At 61.0% G+C, this 18,517-nt stretch carries 12 protein-coding genes; 10 read left to right on the forward strand and 2 right to left on the reverse strand.

Annotated features, from left to right (window positions below; translation table 11 throughout):
- Positions 1-12: 12 nt before the first annotated feature.
- The 7 genes from rplI (at position 13) to azu (ending at position 12,375) form a co-directional block, all read left to right on the forward strand.
- Complete coding sequence (gene rplI, locus PSCI_RS12010; protein ID WP_045486850.1) at positions 13-459, forward strand: 50S ribosomal protein L9; 447 nt, start codon at positions 13-15, stop codon at positions 457-459.
- A gap of 115 nt (positions 460-574) precedes the next feature.
- Entirely contained in the window at positions 575-1,969 is a 1,395-nt protein-coding gene (gene dnaB / locus PSCI_RS12015) for a replicative DNA helicase (RefSeq protein ID WP_045486851.1), read from the forward strand.
- Positions 1,970-2,173: 204 nt separating this feature from the next.
- The gene (locus PSCI_RS12020) at positions 2,174-4,492 is read left to right on the forward strand and encodes a YgiQ family radical SAM protein (protein ID WP_045486853.1); all 2,319 of its coding nucleotides are present in this window, start codon (positions 2,174-2,176) and stop codon (positions 4,490-4,492) included.
- A 202-nt stretch (positions 4,493-4,694) separates the two neighbouring features.
- Complete coding sequence (locus PSCI_RS12025) at positions 4,695-7,985, forward strand: transglutaminase family protein (protein WP_045486856.1); 3,291 nt, start codon at positions 4,695-4,697, stop codon at positions 7,983-7,985.
- Positions 7,986-8,088: 103 nt separating this feature from the next.
- On the forward strand, positions 8,089-10,584 hold the full coding sequence (locus tag PSCI_RS12030; RefSeq protein WP_045486859.1) for a circularly permuted type 2 ATP-grasp protein: 2,496 nt from the start codon (positions 8,089-8,091) through the stop codon (positions 10,582-10,584).
- Positions 10,584-11,495 (forward strand): transglutaminase family protein, encoded by a 912-nt coding sequence (locus tag PSCI_RS12035; protein ID WP_045486862.1) that lies wholly within the window; start codon positions 10,584-10,586, stop codon positions 11,493-11,495. The genes PSCI_RS12030 and PSCI_RS12035 overlap by 1 nt, the downstream gene beginning before the upstream one ends.
- A gap of 433 nt (positions 11,496-11,928) precedes the next feature.
- Positions 11,929-12,375 (forward strand): azurin, encoded by a 447-nt coding sequence (azu, locus tag PSCI_RS12040; protein WP_045486865.1) that lies wholly within the window; start codon positions 11,929-11,931, stop codon positions 12,373-12,375.
- Between the two features lie 51 nt (positions 12,376-12,426).
- Here the strand turns inward: azu and nadE are convergent, their stop codons facing one another.
- Both nadE and pncB read right to left on the reverse strand, forming a co-directional pair.
- Positions 12,427-13,254 carry an ammonia-dependent NAD(+) synthetase gene (gene nadE / locus PSCI_RS12045; RefSeq protein ID WP_045486867.1) on the reverse strand — a complete coding sequence of 276 codons (828 nt, stop codon included), beginning with the start codon at positions 13,252-13,254 and terminating at the stop codon, positions 12,427-12,429.
- A gap of 29 nt (positions 13,255-13,283) precedes the next feature.
- Positions 13,284-14,495, reverse strand: a complete 1,212-nt coding sequence (gene pncB, locus PSCI_RS12050) for a nicotinate phosphoribosyltransferase (RefSeq protein WP_045486870.1) — start codon at positions 14,493-14,495, stop codon at positions 13,284-13,286.
- 363 nt (positions 14,496-14,858) lie between these two features.
- Between pncB and PSCI_RS12055 the strand changes: the two genes are divergently transcribed.
- From PSCI_RS12055 to PSCI_RS12065, 3 genes are all read left to right on the forward strand, one after another.
- The gene (locus PSCI_RS12055) at positions 14,859-15,833 is read left to right on the forward strand and encodes a hypothetical protein (protein ID WP_045486872.1); all 975 of its coding nucleotides are present in this window, start codon (positions 14,859-14,861) and stop codon (positions 15,831-15,833) included.
- Between the two features lie 504 nt (positions 15,834-16,337).
- Entirely contained in the window at positions 16,338-17,474 is a 1,137-nt protein-coding gene (locus tag PSCI_RS12060; protein ID WP_045486875.1) for a branched-chain amino acid ABC transporter substrate-binding protein, read from the forward strand.
- 128 nt (positions 17,475-17,602) lie between these two features.
- Positions 17,603-18,517: an ABC transporter permease subunit gene (locus PSCI_RS12065; protein WP_045486877.1), complete on the forward strand. Its 915-nt coding sequence runs from the start codon at positions 17,603-17,605 to the stop codon at positions 18,515-18,517.

The raw sequence follows: 18,517 nt of genomic DNA on the forward strand, positions 1-18,517 counted from the left end.
GAGGATTTCCACATGCAACTGATCCTTCTGGAAAAAGTCGCCAACCTGGGCAACCTGGGCGACAAAGTAAACGTTAAGGCCGGCTACGGTCGTAACTACCTGCTGCCTTACGGCAAAGCCACCCCTGCGACCCCAGCCAACCTGGCTGCGTTCGAAGAGCGTCGTGCTGAGCTGGAGCAACTGGCTGCAGACAAGAAAGCTTCGGCTGAAAGCCGCGCTGCCCAACTGGCCGAGCTGGAAGTGACCATCACTGCCACCGCTGGCGACGAAGGCAAGCTGTTCGGTTCGATCGGCACCCACGACATCGCTGACGCACTGACCGCCTCCGGCGTTGAAGTTGCCAAGAGCGAAGTTCGTCTGCCGAACGGCACCATCCGTAACGTCGGCGAGTACGACGTTGCCGTGCACCTGCACAGCGACGTTGATGCGACCGTTCGCGTTGTCGTGGTGGCTGCGTAAGCAGTACGTGATGCTCTGGCGGCTGGCCCGCCAGAGGATTAACATCGGGCACGATCCTGTTTACAGGTCGTGCCCTTTGTCTTTCTGAAATGAGTAACTACTAATTCCAGTGGCCATGAACGACATTTCCGCCCCCGAGCAATACGATCTGCAAACCGCTGCCCTCAAGGTGCCGCCGCATTCCATCGAGGCCGAACAGGCTGTGCTGGGTGGTCTGATGCTGGACAACAACGCCTGGGAGCGTGTGCTCGATCAAGTATCCGATGGCGATTTCTATCGACATGACCACCGCCTGATCTTCCGGGCCATTGCCCGGCTGGCCGATCAGAACCTGCCGATTGACGTCGTGACCCTGTCAGAGCAACTCGACAAGGAAGGCCAGACCTCTCAGGTCGGTGGCCTTGGCTACCTCAGTGAGCTGGCCAAGAACACCCCGTCGGTGGCCAACATCAAGGCCTATGCGCAGATCGTCCGCCAGCGTGCGACCCTGCGGCAACTGATCGGTATCAGCAACGATATCGCCGACAGCGCGTTCAACCCTGAAGGCCGCACTGCCGAGGAAATTCTCGACGAGGCCGAGCGGCAGATCTTCCAGATCGCCGAGGCGCGTCCCAAGACTGGCGGCCCGGTCGGCGTCAATGACCTGCTGACCCGCGCCATCGACCGCATCGACACGCTGTTCAACAGCAACAATGCGATCACCGGCTTGTCCACTGGCTATACCGATCTGGATGACAAAACCAGCGGGCTGCAGCCGGCCGACCTGATCATCGTTGCCGGTCGTCCATCGATGGGTAAGACCACCTTTGCCATGAACCTGGTCGAAAACGCCGTGCTGCGCAGCGAAAAGGCCGTGCTGGTCTACTCGCTGGAGATGCCAGGCGAATCGCTGATGATGCGGATGCTGTCATCGCTGGGGCGTATCGACCAGACCAAGATCCGCTCCGGGCAACTGGACGATGATGACTGGCCGCGTCTGACCTCGGCAGTCAACCTGCTCAACGACCGCAAGCTGTTCATCGACGATACCGCAGGCATCAGCCCGTCGGAAATGCGCGCCCGAACCCGGCGCGTCGCCCGCGAGCATGGCGATATTGGCATGATCATGATCGACTACCTGCAGTTGATGAAAATTCCAGGTGCCGGCGGCGAGAACCGGACCAACGAAATCTCCGAGATTTCCCGCTCCCTCAAGGCACTGGCCAAGGAATTCAACTGCCCGGTCATCGCCCTGTCGCAGCTCAACCGCTCTCTGGAGCAACGGCCGAACAAACGCCCGATCAACTCCGACCTTCGTGAATCCGGAGCGATCGAGCAGGACGCCGACGTGATCATGTTCGTCTACCGCGATGAGGTCTACCACCCGGAGACCGAGTTCAAGGGGGTTGCGGAAATCATCATCGGCAAACAGCGTAACGGCCCGATCGGCACGTCACGGCTGGCGTTCATCGGTAAATACACCCGCTTCGAAAACCTCGCGCCGGGCAGTTATCAGTTCGACGATGATTGATCCTGCCGGCACTTTGTTCTGGTGACAGCTTGTCGGCCTGGTGTTCCACACCGGCCCGGCTGTCATATAAAAACGCGAAGCTTTGCCGGGTGCGCAGCAACCCCAAACAAGCTGACAAATCCGACCATTACCGTCGGATGTGGTCAAAATTTGTGCTATATTCCGCGCCCGCGATTTTCCTGCACTCCGAGACTGGGCACCGCCATGCAAGCAGCCAAGCCGTTATTTGACTATCCCAAGTACTGGGCCGAATGTTTCGGACCAGCGCCTTTCCTGCCGATGAGCCGGGAAGAGATGGATCAACTGGGCTGGGATTCCTGCGACATCATCATCGTTACCGGTGATGCTTATGTCGATCATCCCTCCTTCGGCATGGCGATCATTGGCCGGCTGCTGGAGTCTCAGGGCTTCCGCGTCGGGATCATTGCCCAGCCTGACTGGCAGTCCAAGGACGACTTCATGAAGCTTGGCGAGCCGAATCTGTTTTTCGGCGTTGCAGCGGGCAACATGGACTCGATGATCAACCGCTATACGGCGGACAAGAAAATCCGTTCCGATGACGCCTATACGCCCGGCGGCATGGCCGGCAAGCGTCCGGACCGCGCCAGCCTGGTGTATAGCCAGCGCTGCAAGGAAGCCTACAAGCATGTGCCGATCATCCTCGGCGGCATTGAGGCTTCGCTGCGCCGCATTGCCCACTATGACTACTGGCAGGACAAAGTGCGGCATTCGATCCTGGTCGATGCCTGCGCCGATATCCTGCTGTACGGCAACGCCGAGCGCGCCGTGGTCGAGGTGGCCCAGCGCCTGTCGTGGGGTGAGAAGATCGAAGACATCACCGATATTCGCGGCACTGTGTTCGTGCGCCGTGATACCCCCAAAGGCTGGTATGAAGTCGACTCGACCCGCATTGACCGGCCGGGCAAGGTCGACAAGATCATCAACCCCTATGTGAACACTCAGGACACCCAGGCCTGCGCCATCGAGCAGGCCAAGGGCGAGGTCGAGGACCCCAACGAAGCCAAGGTCGTGCAGATCCTCGAAAGCCCGCGCATGACCCGCGACAAGACCGTGATCCGTCTGCCGTCCTTCGAGAAAGTGCGCAACGACCCGGTGCTCTACGCCCACGCCAACCGCGTGCTGCACCTGGAAACCAACCCCGGCAACGCGCGGGCGCTGGTGCAGAAGCATGGCGACACGGATATCTGGCTGAACCCGCCACCGATTCCGATGACCACCGAAGAAATGGACTACGTGTTCGGCATGCCTTATGCGCGAGTACCGCACCCGGCGTACGGCAAGGAGAAGATTCCTGCCTACGAGATGATCCGTTTCTCGGTGAACATCATGCGTGGCTGCTTCGGTGGCTGCACCTTCTGCTCGATCACCGAGCACGAGGGGCGGATCATCCAGAACCGCTCCCACGAGTCGATCATCCGCGAAATCGAAGAGATCCGCGATAAGGTGCCAGGCTTTACCGGGGTGATTTCCGACCTCGGCGGGCCGACCGCCAACATGTACCGCATTGCCTGCAAGAGCCCGGAAATCGAATCCGCGTGCCGCAAGCCATCGTGCGTGTTCCCGGGCATCTGCCCGAACCTCAATACCGATCACTCTGCGCTGATCCAGCTGTACCGCAGTGCTCGCGCGTTGCCGGGGGTGAAGAAGATTCTGATTGCCTCGGGCCTGCGTTACGACCTGGCCGTGGAGTCGCCGGAGTATGTGAAGGAGCTGGTAACCCACCACGTCGGCGGTTACCTGAAGATTGCCCCGGAGCATACCGAGGAAGGTCCGCTCAACCAGATGATGAAGCCGGGCATCGGCAGCTACGACCGCTTCAAGCGCATGTTCGAGAAGTTCTCGAAAGAAGCGGGCAAGGAGCAGTACCTGATTCCGTACTTCATCGCGGCCCACCCCGGCACCACCGACGAAGATATGATGAATCTGGCGCTGTGGCTCAAGCGCAACGGCTTCCGCGCCGACCAGGTACAGGCGTTCTACCCGTCGCCGATGGCTTCGGCTACCGCGATGTACCACTCGGGCAAGAACCCGCTGCGCAAGGTCACCTATAAGAGTGAAGGGGTGAACATCGTCAAGAGCGATGAGCAGCGCCGTCTGCACAAGGCGTTCCTGCGCTATCACGACCCCAAAGGCTGGCCGATGCTGCGCGAGGCGCTGGAGCGCATGGGGCGTAGCGACCTGATCGGGCCGGGCAAGGATCAACTGATTCCGCTGCATCAGCCGGCCACCGACAGCTACCAGAGTGCCCGGCGCAAGAACTCCACGCCGTCGGGCAGCCACAAGGTGGGCAAGGGCAGCGCGACCGGGAACGGTGGTGGCAAGATCCTGACCCAGCACACCGGCCTGCCACCGCGTGGCAGCGATGGCAGCAAGCCGTGGGACAAGCGCGAGCAGGCCAAGGCCGCCGCCGAAGCCCGCCACAAGGAAGCCGCGCGCGAGCGCGCCCAGGCCAACAAGAAGGGCGGCAAGAAGCCGGCCCGTCAGCCCGTGCTGCCGCGCTAAATGAACACGCCAACCTTCGGGTTGGCGTTTTTATTTCGGCTCCGTTCTTGTGCATCCACCCCTATTCAGAGCATGGTGTGGCGTAATCCTGGTGCTCTGCTTGACTGACTAGCCATCACCCACGCCTCGGGCGTCGTGCATGCCGACGATGGCATAAGTCTTGCGCGGCCCAGGGACTGTCCAGGCTCGCAGGAGGCTCGCCGTGTCGATTCACATCGCCTTGCACCATGTTACCCATTACCGTTACGAGCGCCCTATTGCTCTGGGGCCGCAGGTGGTTCGCCTGCGCCCGGCGGCGCACAGCCGCACGCGGATCCTCTCGTACTCCCTGAAGGTGCAACCGCAAGAGCACTTCATCAACTGGCAACAGGACCCGCAGGGCAATTACCTGGCCCGTCTGGTGTTTCCCGAGAAGACCCGCGAACTGCGTATCGAGGTCGATCTGGTCGCGGAAATGGTGGTGTTCAACCCGTTCGACTTCTTTCTTGAGCCATATGCCGAGAAGATCCCGTTCGCCTACAGCGCTGATGAGCAGCGCGAGCTGAGCTCGTTTCTGGAAAAGCTGCCGCTGACGCCGAAGTTTGCCGCCTATCTTGACGGCATCAGCCGTGAGCCGTTGGCAAGCATCGACTTTCTGGTGGCGCTCAACCAGCGCGTGCACGCTGACATCAGCTACCTGATCCGTATGGAGCCTGGTGTACAGACCCCTGAACAAACCCTGGAGAATGCCTCGGGCTCGTGCCGCGACTCGGCCTGGCTGCTGGTACAACTGCTGCGTCATTTAGGCCTGGCAGCGCGTTTCGTTTCGGGCTACCTGATCCAGCTCAAGGCTGACGTCCAGGCCCTCGACGGGCCGTCGGGCACCGATGTCGATTTCACCGATCTGCACGCCTGGTGCGAGGTGTACCTGCCAGGCGCGGGCTGGGTCGGCCTGGATGCGACCTCGGGCTTGCTGGCGGGCGAAGGGCATATTCCACTGGCGTGCAGCCCCGAGCCTTCCTCGGCGGCACCAATCAGCGGGGTTCTGGAGCCGTGCGAAAGCGAGTTCAGCCACAGCATGTCAGTGCAGCGGATCTGGGAAGCGCCGCGGGTCACCCAGCCCTACAGCGATGAGCAATGGGCCGAAATTCTGGCCCTTGGCGAACAGATCGATCACGACCTGCAAGAAGGTGATGTGCGCCTGACCATGGGCGGCGAGCCGACCTTCGTGTCGATTGACGACCGTGATGGTCAGGAGTGGAGCACCGCAGCCCTGGGGCCGAACAAGCGGCGTCTGTCGGCTGAACTGTTCCAGCGCCTGCGTGAGCATTACGCGCCGCAGTCACTGGTGCATTTCGGGCAGGGCAAGTGGTACCCCGGCGAGCAATTGCCGCGTTGGTCGCTGAACTGCTTCTGGCGCAAGGACGGCCAGCCGGTGTGGCGCAACCCGGCGCTGATCGCTGATGAAAACCGCGACCATGGCGCCGACAGCGAGCTGGCCGGGCGCTTTCTGGCCAGTGTCGCCGAGCGCTTGGGCGTAGCCCCGCGCTTCGTGTTTGCGGCTTATGAAGACAACCTTTACTACCTCTGGCGTGAAGGGCAGTTGCCGGTCAATGTCAGCGCTGAAGACTCACGGCTGGACGATGAGCTAGAGCGCGCCCGGCTGCGCAAGGTATTCACTCAGGGGCTGGACAAGGTGGTCGGCCAGGTGTTGCCACTGGCCCGCACCGCGGACGGCAAGCATTGGCAGAGCGGGCGCTGGTATCTGCGCGGCCAGCATTGCCGTCTGGTGCCGGGTGACTCGGCGCTGGGCTACCGTTTGCCGCTGGCTTCGCAGCCCTGGGTGAGCGCGGCCGAGTATCCGTTTATCCATCCTGAAGACCCGAACCAGCCGTTTGCCGAGCTGGCTGAACTTGCCGATGAGCCTGCGCTGTCTGGTAGCCAGGAGAATGAGCATGCGCCGCTCATTGATGAGTCGGCCGACTGGCTGACCCGTACCGCGCTGTGCGCCGAGGCCCGCAACGGGCGCCTGTATCTGTTCATGCCGCCGCTGCAGAAGCTCGAAGAGTATCTGGCGTTGGTGGCGGTGATCGAGGCCACCGCCGAAGAGCTCAAATGCCCGGTGTTGCTGGAAGGCTACGAGCCGCCCGGCGACCCGCGGCTGGCGAACTTCAGGATCACCCCCGATCCTGGGGTCATCGAGGTCAATGTTCAGCCTTCGGCGAGCTGGAGCGAGCTGGTCGAGCGCACCGGCTTTCTCTACGAGCAAGCACGCCTGACGCGGCTGACCACCGAGAAGTTCATGATTGACGGCCGGCATGTCGGCACCGGGGGTGGCAATCACTTCGTGCTGGGCGGCGCTACCCCGGCAGACTCGCCGTTCCTGCGCCGCCCCGATCTGCTGCGCAGCCTGATCAGCTACTGGCACAACCACCCCTCGCTGTCTTACCTGTTCTCGGGGCTGTTCATCGGCCCGACCTCCCAGGCGCCGCGCATCGACGAAGCGCGCAATGACTCGCTGTACGAGCTGGAGATCGCCTTTGCCCAGTTCCCGGCACCGGGTGAAGACGTCGCGCCGTGGCTGGTCGATCGCTTGCTGCGTAACCTGCTTATCGATGTGACGGGCAATACTCATCGGGCGGAGTTCTGCATCGACAAGCTCTATTCGCCGGACAGCAGCAGCGGTCGCCTGGGGCTGCTGGAACTGCGCGGCTTCGAGATGCCGCCGCATGCCCGCATGAGTCTGGCCCAGCAGTTGTTGCTGCGGGCACTGGTGGCGCGTTTCTGGCGTGAACCCTACGCGCCGCAACGCTTGGCGCGTTGGGGTACAGAGCTGCATGACCGGTTCATGCTGCCGTACTTCATCGAGCAGGATTTCGCGGATGTGATCACCGAACTCAACCAGGCCGGTTACCCGCTCAAGAGCGAGTGGTTCGCCGCACACCTGGAGTTTCGCTTTCCCAAGCTGGGCGACTACGCGGTCAATGGCATCGAGCTGCAACTGCATCAGGCGCTGGAACCCTGGCATGTACTGGGGGAGGAAGGCTCAGGTTCCGGCGCTGTGCGCTATGTGGATTCGTCACTGGAGCGCGTTCAGGTACACCTCAAGGGGCTGGCGCCGCAGCGCTACGTGCTGACCTGCAACGGTATACCGGTGCCGCTGCAACCGACCGGGCAGGCCGGGGAGTTTGTCGCCGGGGTGCGCTATCGCGCCTGGCAGCCGGCCAGTTGCCTGCAACCGACCATTGGTGTGCACGCGCCGCTGGTGTTCGATCTGGTCGATACATGGATGCAGCGCTCGTTGGGTGGCTGCGAGTATCATGTCGCGCATCCGGGCGGCCGCAACTTCGAGACCTTGCCAGTCAATGGCAATGAAGCGCAGAGTCGACGCCTGGCGCGTTTTCAGCGAATCGGTCATACACCGGGCAAGATCAGTGTGGCGCCGCTCAACATTAGCGACGAGCTGCCGATGACGCTGGATATGCGTCGTCATCAACCCGTTCGCCGCAGTTGAGCATGAACGGCAGCCTGGCTTTACCGCCGGCTGCCTGGCGACACCGCAAATGAAACGCGTGTGAGTTAACCTGAAGTCCTCATAGTCGCCTGCCGAGACCTGCATGCCTGATCTGCTCGATCGCTACCCGTTTTCATCGGGAACCTACCACGAGATGCTCGATGAACAGCGGCAGTTGCGCAGTCACTGGCGCCGTTTGCACGAGCAACTGCAACGCAGCAGCCCGGCGCAGTTGATGCAGCGCCAGGCATTGCTGAGCCGGCAGATCCAGGAAAACGGCGTCACCTACAACGTCTATGCCGACCCCAAGGGCGCTGACCGGCCTTGGGAGCTGGACTTGCTGCCGCATGTGATCGACGCCGACGAGTGGCGCCATATCGAAGCCGGCATCGCCCAGCGCGCACGCCTGCTCAACGCGGTGCTGGCCGACCTGTACGGCCCGCAGCGCCTGATCGCCGAAGGTCTGCTGCCTGCCGAGCTGGTATTTGGCCATAACAACTTCCTCTGGCCTTGCCAGGGTGTGTTGACGCCAGACAGCACCTATCTGCACATGTATGCGGTGGATCTGGCACGCACGCCCGACGGCCGCTGGTGGGTGACCGCCGACCGTACCCAGGCACCGTCGGGGGCCGGTTATGCTCTGGAGAACCGCCAGATCGTTGGCCGGGCGTTGCCCGACAGCTACCGTGACATGAAGGTCCGGCACCTGACCGGCTTTTTCGACACGTTGCAACAGACCCTGGCCCGTCAGGCGCCGGCTGGCGATGAGGCGCCGCTGGTGGTGGTGCTGACGCCGGGGCGCTTCAACGAAAGCTATTTCGAACACCTGTACCTGGCCCGCCATCTGGGTTATCCGCTGGTCGAAGGCGGCGACCTGACCGTGCGTGATGCGCGTGTCTACCTGAAGACCCTCAGTGGGCTACGCCGGGTGCATGCCATCATGCGCCGTCTCGATGACGACTTCTGCGACCCGCTGGAACTGCGCACCGACTCTGCGCTGGGGGTGCCGGGGTTGCTGGAGGCGGTGCGTCAGGGCCAGGTACTGGTGGCCAATGCGCTGGGCAGCGGGGTGCTGGAGTCGCCCGGGTTACTGGGTTTTCTGCCGAAAATCAGTGAGCGGTTGTTGGGCGAGCCATTGATCCTGCCGTCGATTGCCACCTGGTGGTGCGGCGAGCCACCGGTGCTGGCCCAGGCCCTGGAAAAGATGCCCGAGCTACTGTTCAAGCCGGCGTTTCCTTCGCAGCGCTTTATCCCGATTCTTGGCCGCGATCTGGATGAGGCTCAGCGTGATACGCTGGCGCAGCGCATCCAGGCCCGGCCCTATGCCTACGTGGCCCAGGAACTGGCGCAGTTATCCCAGGCGCCGGTATTGCAGGACGATGGGCAGAGCCTGCAGGCGCGGGCCATCGGCATGCGGCTTTACGCCGTGGCGGATACGATGGGCTATCGGGTGCTGCCGGGTGGGCTGACCCGGGTGGCAGCACTGGCCAATGCCGATGCGGTCTCGATGCAGCGCGGCGGGGCCAGCAAGGACACTTGGGTGCTGGGTGAGCGTACGCCGGCCAGCGAACCCTGGAAGGGGCGTCGGGTGATCGGTGTGCATGACCTGATCCGCCGCGATCCTTACCTGCCTTCGCGGGTGGTGGAAAACCTCTATTGGTTCGGTCGCTACAGTGAGCGCTGCGACGACAGCGCGCGGTTGTTGCGCATCATGCTGACCCGCTATGTCGACGGTGACGACCCCTTGGCCTTGCAAGCGGCGGTGGAGCTGGCCGAGCGTCTGGGTTTGCTGCCCGATGCCGAGGAGGGCGAGACCCTGCCGCAGCGACTGTTCAGTGCGCTGGCGGGCAAGGAATGGGTGTTCAGCCTGCGCGCCAACCTGCAGCGCTTGCAGTGGGCGGCCTCGCAGGTGCGCGGCAAGCTGTCGAGGGAGAACTGGCAGGCGCTGGTCGAACTGCAACAAGAGGCTCAGAGTCTGGAAACCGCCGAGCCGGACTTTGGCGAGTTGCTGGACTTTCTCAACCGTCTGGTCATGTCGCTGGCGGCCTTGTCCGGCTTTGCCCTGGACGACATGACCCGTGATGAAGGCTGGAGCTTTCTGATGATCGGCCGGCGCATCGAGCGCTTGCGGTTTCTCAGCACTGCGCTGGCAGGCTACCTGCGTGGCGCAGCGGTCAAGGATCAGGCCGCGCTGGAATGGCTGCTGGAACTGGGCAACAGCAGCATCACCTACCGCTCGCGTTACATGGCGGTGCCGCAGTTGATTCCGGTCCTTGATCTGCTGCTGCTCGATGAGCAAAACCCGCATGCCGTGCTGTTCCAGCTCAAACAGGTGTCGCGCTCGCTGCGCCGGCTGAACGAAGCCTTCGACGCGCCGCGTGATCACAGCCTGGCGAACCTGGCCAGGCGCCTGGCCAGTGTCGACCTCGGCAACCTGGAAAATCCGCTGTTCGGCGACAGCGGCGTGCAGGCTGCACTCGACGCCCTGGCTGAGCTGTTGCAAAGCGTCGGCGATGCCAGCGGGCTGGTGTCCGATCGCCTGGCATTGCGCCATTTTGCCCATGTCGATGATATCAGCCAGCGCACGGTGTCCGTCTGATGAGTGCCCGTTACCAGATTTTCCACGATACCCATTACCGCTATGACAGTGCGGTGTCATTGGCGCAGCAGCTGGCGCATCTCTGGCCGCGCAGCAATCGCTGGCAGCACTGCACTGAACAGCATCTGGACATCAGCCCGATACCCACCATGCGTCGCGACGAGCTGGATGTGTTCGGTAACCCGGTCACCCGGCTGGCGTTCGAGCGCCCGCACGATGAACTACAGATCAACGCCCGCTTGCAGGTCGAGGTGCTGGCGCGTCCGGAGCTGGACTTTCGCCTGTCCAGCGAATGGGAGCTGGCCTGCGCGGCATTGAGCTACAGCGCCCGGCCGATGGATGCCGGCAGCCTGGATGCCTGCCGCTTCCGTTTCGAGTCGCCTTATGTGCATCTCAAACGGGCCTTTGCCGAATTTTCCGCCGATTGCTTCCCGCCCGGCCGGCCGGTGCTGCAGGGGGCCCAGGCGCTGATGGAAAAGATCTTTCGTGAATTCACCTTCGACGCCGAAGCCACGCAAGTGGCGACGCCGCTGCTGGAGGTGCTCGAGCGGCGTCGCGGGGTGTGTCAGGACTTCGCTCATATGATGCTCGCCTGCCTGCGCTCACGCGGCCTGGCGGCGCGTTACGTCAGCGGCTACCTGCTGACCCAGCCACCCCCTGGCCAGCCACGCCTGATCGGCGCTGACGCCTCCCACGCCTGGGTCTCGGTGTATTGCCCGGCGTCAGGCTGGGTCGATTTCGACCCGACCAACAATATCCAGCCAGCGCTGGAACACATCACTCTGGCCTGGGGCCGGGACTTCTCCGACGTGTCGCCGCTGCGTGGCGTCATCCTCGGCGGCGGCAGCCATGACCCTGAAGTGCGAGTGACCGTGATGCCGCTGGAGGAAGCGCAGATGCGCAATGCGTAGGCGAGGCCGAACGGCGCTCCGGTTGCTGGCGAAGACAGCGGCGCATTCGCAGCAGATGCTGTGACTTTACCGGCCTCTTCACGAGCGAGCTCGTTCCCACAGAGATTGCGCCGACCTTAACTGATCGGCATTACCTCGTCCTTCACCGCGAAAGCGCAGCACCTATGGCTGGTCGAGAGAGTCGTATGGACAATGCGCGCTGGCAGCGCAGGCATAGGCGGCGAAAACACGGCTTAACAGTTCGCTTACCGACATGATGATGGCTCCATGACTTGATGCCGCAAGCCTAGTAGGCTGGCCGCCGTCTGGCTGTTTGATTGTCTGTATGGCACCGATAGTGCCCGGCGGTAGGCACGTTGACGCAGGTCATTGGAACCGGCCCGTCTATCAGGCAGTCTTGGAGCAAGACCGAGTACCCTTTCAGGAGATTTCCATGATTCGCAAACTTCTCGCCGTGTCTTTGCTGACGCTGGCCAGCGGCCAACTGCTGGCGGCCGAATGCAAGGCCACTGTCGATTCCAACGACATGATGCAGTTCACCAGCAAGTCCATTGACGTCGACAAGAGCTGCAAGACGTTCACGGTCGAACTCAAGCACGTCGGCACTCTGCCCAAGAACGTCATGGGCCATAACCTGGTGCTGAGCAAGGCGGCGGATGTGCAGGGCATCGCCACCGACGGCATGGGCGCCGGGGTCGACAAGGATTACCTCAAAGAGGGCGATGCGCGGATCATCGCCCACACCAAACTGATCGGCGGCGGCGAAACCACATCGCTGACCTTCGATGCGACCAAGCTCGATGCCGCAGAAAAATACAAGTTCTTCTGCTCGTTCCCCGGCCATGTGGCGATGATGCAGGGCGACTTGATCCTCAAGTGACCCGCCCGGCGAGCTCATCCCTGTTGCGGATGAGTTCGCTGGTTCAGCCTGTTACGGCGCGTAAGGCAGTTCGCGTTTGTGAGCGGTCTTGGCGTAGGTTTCGCTGATGATCCGGAACGCCTCTTCACTGACCTGCTGGCCATGCAGGAAGGCATCGATCTCGACATAAGTCACGCCATGCGAGGCTTCGTCCGGCTTGCCCGGTGCCAGGTCTTCCAGGTCGGCGGTCGGTACTTTTTCCACCAGATACTCCGGTGCACCGAAGCTGCGGGCAATCGCCCGTACCTGGTTTTTCACCAGGCCGCTCAAAGGCGCCAGGTCGCAAGCGCCGTCACCGAATTTGGTGAAGAAGCCCATCACCGCTTCGGCGGCGTGGTCGGTGCCGATCACCAACCCCTGGTATGCGCCAGCAATGGTGTATTGCGCCACCATACGGGTGCGTGCCTTGGTGTTGCCCACCACGAAGTCCACCGCACCGGCGTGCTGCGCATCGAAGGCCCGAACCTCGGCGACCAGCGCCTGGACGCTTGGAGCGATGTTCACGGTGTGACGCTCGTCCGGGTTGATGAAGTCCACGGCGGCGGTGGCTTCGTGTTCATCCTGTTGCACGTGGTAAGGCAGACGCACCGCAACGAAGCGGTAGCCGTTGTCGCCAGTGCTTTCACGCAGCTCGCGCACCGCGCGCTGGGCCATCAGGCCGGCGGTCAGTGAGTCGACGCCGCCGCTGATGCCCAGTACCAGGGTCTTGAGCCGCGCATTACGCAGGCATTGCTTGATGAATTCGACCCGGCGGGTCAGGTCGGCTTGCAGCGCTGCCTCATCGGCGAACGGCGGCTGAACCTTGAGTTGTTCGGCAATCTGGCGTTGCAGGGCTTGCATGGGGCTCTCCTTGTTGAAAATCGAAAGGCTCACTCGCCGGCAATGGTCGGCACCTTGAACACGTGGCGCAGGTAGGCAACGAAGTTGGGATCCTTGCATTGGGCCTTGCCCGGCTCATCGGAAATCTTCGCCACCGGCTGGCCGGCACAGGCTGTCATCTTCAGCACCATGTTCATCGGCGCGACGCCGGGGATATCGGCGGTCAAATTGGTGCCAATGCCGAAGCTGACGTTGATGCGCCCACGCAGGGCACGGAAAATCTGCAAGGCCTTGGGCAGGCTCAGGCCGTCTGAGAACACCAGCGTCTTGCTCATCGGGTCGATGCCCAGCTTGCGGTAATGGGCTATGCATTTTTCGCCCCACTGTACCGGATCACCCGAGTCGTGACGCAAACCGTCAAACAGTTTGGCGAAGTACAGATCGAAATCGTTCAGGAAGGCATCGGTGGTGATGCAGTCGGTCAGGGCGATGCCCAGCAGGCCGCGGTACTCACGCACCCAGCAATCCAGGGCGGCGCTCTGGCTGTCGATCAGTCGCGGGCCGAGTTGTTGGTGGGCCATGATCCACTCATGAGCCATGGTGCCCAGCGGTTTGATGTCTTTTTGTTGGGCCAGGTGCACATTACTGGTGCCGACGAACTGTCCGGGAAAATCATCCTTGAGGGCCTGGACCACAGTTTCCTGCACGGCATAGGAGAAGCGTCGCCGGGTACCGAAGTCAGCGACCTTGAACTCGGCCAGTTCTTCGGCACTGGCATTGGCCTTGAGCCAGTCGAACTTGGCGTACAGATGATCGCTGGCCTGAGCGAGCAGGATGTCTGGATGCTTGTGGCGGTTGCGCACCTCGCTGACGATGGCCAGCAGTGGCACCTCGAACAGGATCACGTGCAGCCAGGGGCCGTGCAGCCGAATGCGCAATTCACCGTCTTCGATGCTGGCGTCTACATAGCGGGTGTTAAAGCGAAACAGGCCCAGAAAGCGCAGAAAGTCCGGTTTCAGAAAACTGATGCGCTCCAGAAAGCCCAGTTGCTCCTTGCCGAGCGACAGATTGCACAGCCGCTCGATCTGCCGTTCGATTTCAGGCAGGTACGGGCGCAGATCCTCGCCATTGCGGCAGCGGAACTCCCACTCCACATCCACATTGGGATAGTTATGCAACACCGCCTGCATCATGGTGAGCTTGTAGAAATCGGTGTCGATCAGGTTTTGCACGATGCTCTCGGAGAAAGCGCTCTCGCTCATCGGGATAGCTCCAGCATGACCGCTCAAAGGGTGCGGTCCAGGCGAAAAACAATCCGACATCACCGGGCAGCGAATGTGGCAACTCGAGTCGCGAGTGTGTCGAGGCGATCATGATGCCAGCGAACGGCATTTGGTGGGGCGCTTTGTTCAAAGGTGTGTCAGCGATGCACTCAGCTCGGCAATGCAGAAATGACGATCAACACCGTAGGCTTTTTTACCTATTTAAATAGGATGCATCCATTTTTTCTGATTCGCTTTCAAGGCCTTGGCTGCGGCGCGTATAAAACGCGCCTGCGTCTGGTCTGATGGCTCGTTTCGGCTGTCCCGGATCTGTGCGTTGATCAATCAGGAAAAGGAAGTCCGATGAAACTGCTCACAAGTCTGATCCTCTTGCCCATGCTGATGCTGGTCGGTTGCAAAGGCCAAGAGCGCTGGATAAGCCTGAATTTTTCAGGTCCGGTCACGCACGACGGTCGTGTATTACCGTCGGCGTCCGCCCGCTCTCATGAATCACAACTGGCCAATCAGTTCGAGAAAATGGGTATTGCGCCGGGCGCGCTGAAGATCAGGCGAGACAGGGATGATCAGAGTGTTGTGCATATCAAGATGGTTCAAGGGGCTCTTGATGCTCAACAGCAAGAGGCGATAAAGAGCTATCTCATCGGCTTGATCGAGTCGCGTCGGCACGCCAACTTTCGTATGTCCCTGACGACTGACAAGACCGCTATCGAGGAGGTCGCCAGCAAGCTGTCAATGGCGGGCATGAAGAGCTTGGTGACGTTCAATACCTTGGGTCATTTTTCGGTCAACTTACTGGACCCGCAAAGCCTGAAACCTTATCGGCCTGGTGATACAGGCGAGCGGGCAGTATGCGCCGTCACTTTAAGGCTTCAGCGTCCGACGTCGGTCTCCTACTCCAGTATCGAGCGGATCGAGGGTGCAGCGTTTTCCGGTGCGCGCAAACCCAACGTGTACGGTGAAGTTCGCTCCTTGCGGCCTTCAATGCCCGAACAGCTGATGAAAGTGCCTGTTTTACTGAGTATCGAGGATGCTGACCTGCGCAGGTTGTTGAACGAAGGTCGGCTGCAGGTACATTTTCAACTCGAGCCCCCACAGCGCTCTTGGGGAGCCTGGGCTGTTCCTATGTATGGCGTAGAGAACATCAGCTTCACTCTGACATCCATTGATGTATCGGACATTGCCAATCCCGTGTTGCGTTATTCAAGAATGCATCAGCAGTGCACCCGCGAAGTGGCTACCCTGGAGCGCCCTTTTTCTTTCCAGACCGGGCGTGGTCTGGACAGTCTGAGAGATGCCGTTTTCTGGGATGAGCCGTAATGCGAAGGCCTTGCTGGGCGATTCCATAGCATTGAGGCAACTTCATGCCCGAATGGAATGACATTCGGCACAAACCTCGTTTGCCCGCCGTCGATCAAGGGTTTATCAATAGCCGCTGGATTTTGCCCATGCGGCTGGCGGCCTGACGACACCCGTCGAAAGGTTTTGCCGCGTTACGCTAACAATCCACTAATCTCAAAATGGTGCGTCCCGTAGCGTTCGCGCACCGCCGGTGTGCAGTTCGGTGACAGCGCCGGTTACAGTTGGGTTGCTCTTCGTGTGAGGGCGGGGTTGCTGCTTTTTGTCGTTCTGGTTGCGCTTTTTTGTTGCGTGGTTGCAACCCGTTGATCCAGAGGGTTGCACCTCTTGGTTTGCTGGATTATCAGCAACCGTACGTCCCCTGGATCGTGAGTTTTTGAAAAATAAAAAAATGATGGCACGAGGCTTGCTCAAGCCTATGGCGTAGTTGCAGTGCTAATTAAAAAAACCTCAGGAGCACCACTCATGTCGCAGACGTTCTACCGTAAAGGCTTTCTGGCAATCGCAGTGGCAACTGCATTGGGCGTGTCGTCTTTTGCCCAGGCTGACGTGAAGATCGGCGTTGCGGGGCCCATGACAGGGGCTAATGCATCGTTTGGTGAGCAGTACATGAAGGGCGCCCAGGCGGCCGCCGATGCGATCAACAAAGCAGGCGGCATCAATGGCGAGAAGATTGTCCTGGTGGCCGGAGATGACGCCTGCGAACCCAAGCAGGCCGTGGCCGTGGCCAACCGCCTGGTCGATCAGGACAAGGTCGTGGGGGTGGTCGGGCACTTTTGCTCGTCTTCTACCATTCCGGCCTCTGAGGTCTACAGCGATGCTGGCGTAATCGCCATCACCCCTGGCTCCACCAACCCGACGGTGACCGAGCGTGGCCTGAAAGAAATGTTCCGTATGTGTGGCCGTGACGACCAGCAAGGTATCGTCGCCGGCGACTACATTGTCGACGTGCTCAAGGCCAAGAAGGTCGCGGTTATCCATGACAAAGACACCTATGGTCAGGGCCTTGCCGATGCGACCCGTGCGCAGTTGGCCAAGCGCGGTGTAAAAGAGGTGTTGTACGAAGGTCTTACCCGTGGCGAAAAAGACTTCAGTGCGCTGGTCACCAAGATCCGCTCCACTGGCGCTGAAGTGGTCTATTTCGGTGGGCTGCACCCCGAAGCCGGCCCGCTGGTCCGCCAGTTGCGTGAGCAGGGCCTGAAGGATGTCAAGTTCATGTCCGATGACGGTATCGTTACTGACGAGCTGGTCACCACTGCGGGCGGTGCGAAAAACGTCGATGGCGTGTACATGACTTTCGGCGCCGACCCGCGTCTGCTGCCTGACAGCAAGGCAGTGGTCGACGAGTTCCGCAAGTCCGGGTACGAGCCTGAAGGTTACACCCTGTATGCCTATGCGTCAGTGCAGGCACTGGCTGCCGGCTTCAACGGTGCCAAGGCCAACAAGGGCGACAAGGCCGCCGAGTGGCTCAAGGCCAATCCGGTGCAGACGGTGATGGGCAAGAAGGAGTGGGACACCAAGGGTGACCTGAAAACCTCCGACTATGTCGTTTACCAGTGGGACGCCAACGGTAAATACAAGCAACTGGACCAGCAGAAGTAATCCAGGCCCGCCACACCCTCGCACCCTGCGGGGGTGACCTGGATTGTTCCCTTTGCACCTGTTCGCTGCGCCTTTAGAGGCGCGGCGGGCAGGACCCTGAGCGGCTTTCAAGTGTGTGAGCGTGCGTGATGGACGGTATTTTCCTGCAACAAATGGTCAACGGCCTGACCCTCGGGTCGGTCTACGGCCTGATCGCCATCGGTTATACGATGGTCTACGGCATTATCGGCATGATCAACTTCGCCCACGGCGATGTGTACATGATCTCTGCCTACCTGACCGCCATCGGTCTGGCGGTGCTGGCCTTTTTTGGGCTTGAGTCCTTTCCCTTACTGATTCTCGGCACCCTGGTGTTTACCATTGTGGTCACCGGGGTCTACGGCTTTGTGATCGAGCGGGTGGCCTACAAGCCACTGCGTAACTCGACCCGTCTGGCACCGCTGATCAGTGCCATCGGTATTTCGCTGATTCTGCAGAACTACGCTCAGATCAGCCAGGGTGCCCGTCAGCAAGGCGTACCGACCCTGCTCGAAGGCGCCTGGCGTTTCGAGATCGGCAGCGGCTTCGTGCAGATCACCTACACCAAGATCTTTATCCTGATCGCCGCCTTTGCCGGCATGGCGATCCTGACTTACATCATCCAATGCACCAAGCTGGGCCGGATGTGCCGCGCCACCCAGCAGGACCGCAAGATGGCCTCGATTCTGGGCATCAACACTGATCGGGTGATTTCCTATGTGTTCATCATCGGTGCGGCCATGGCGGCGCTGGCCGGTGTGCTGATCACCATGAACTACGGCACCTTCGACTTCTACGCCGGCTTCGTGATCGGCATCAAGGCATTCACTGCTGCCGTGCTGGGCGGCATCGGCTCACTGCCGGGGGCGATGCTCGGCGGGCTGATTCTTGGCGTGGCTGAGGCGCAGTTCTCCGGGATGATCAACTCTGACTACAAAGACGTGTTCAGCTTCAGCCTGCTGGTGCTGATCCTGATCTTCCGTCCGCAGGGCCTGCTGGGCCGCCCACTCGTGGCTAAGGTGTAA

Source organism: Pseudomonas sp. StFLB209 (genome assembly GCF_000829415.1).
In the GTDB taxonomy this organism is placed as follows: domain Bacteria; phylum Pseudomonadota; class Gammaproteobacteria; order Pseudomonadales; family Pseudomonadaceae; genus Aquipseudomonas.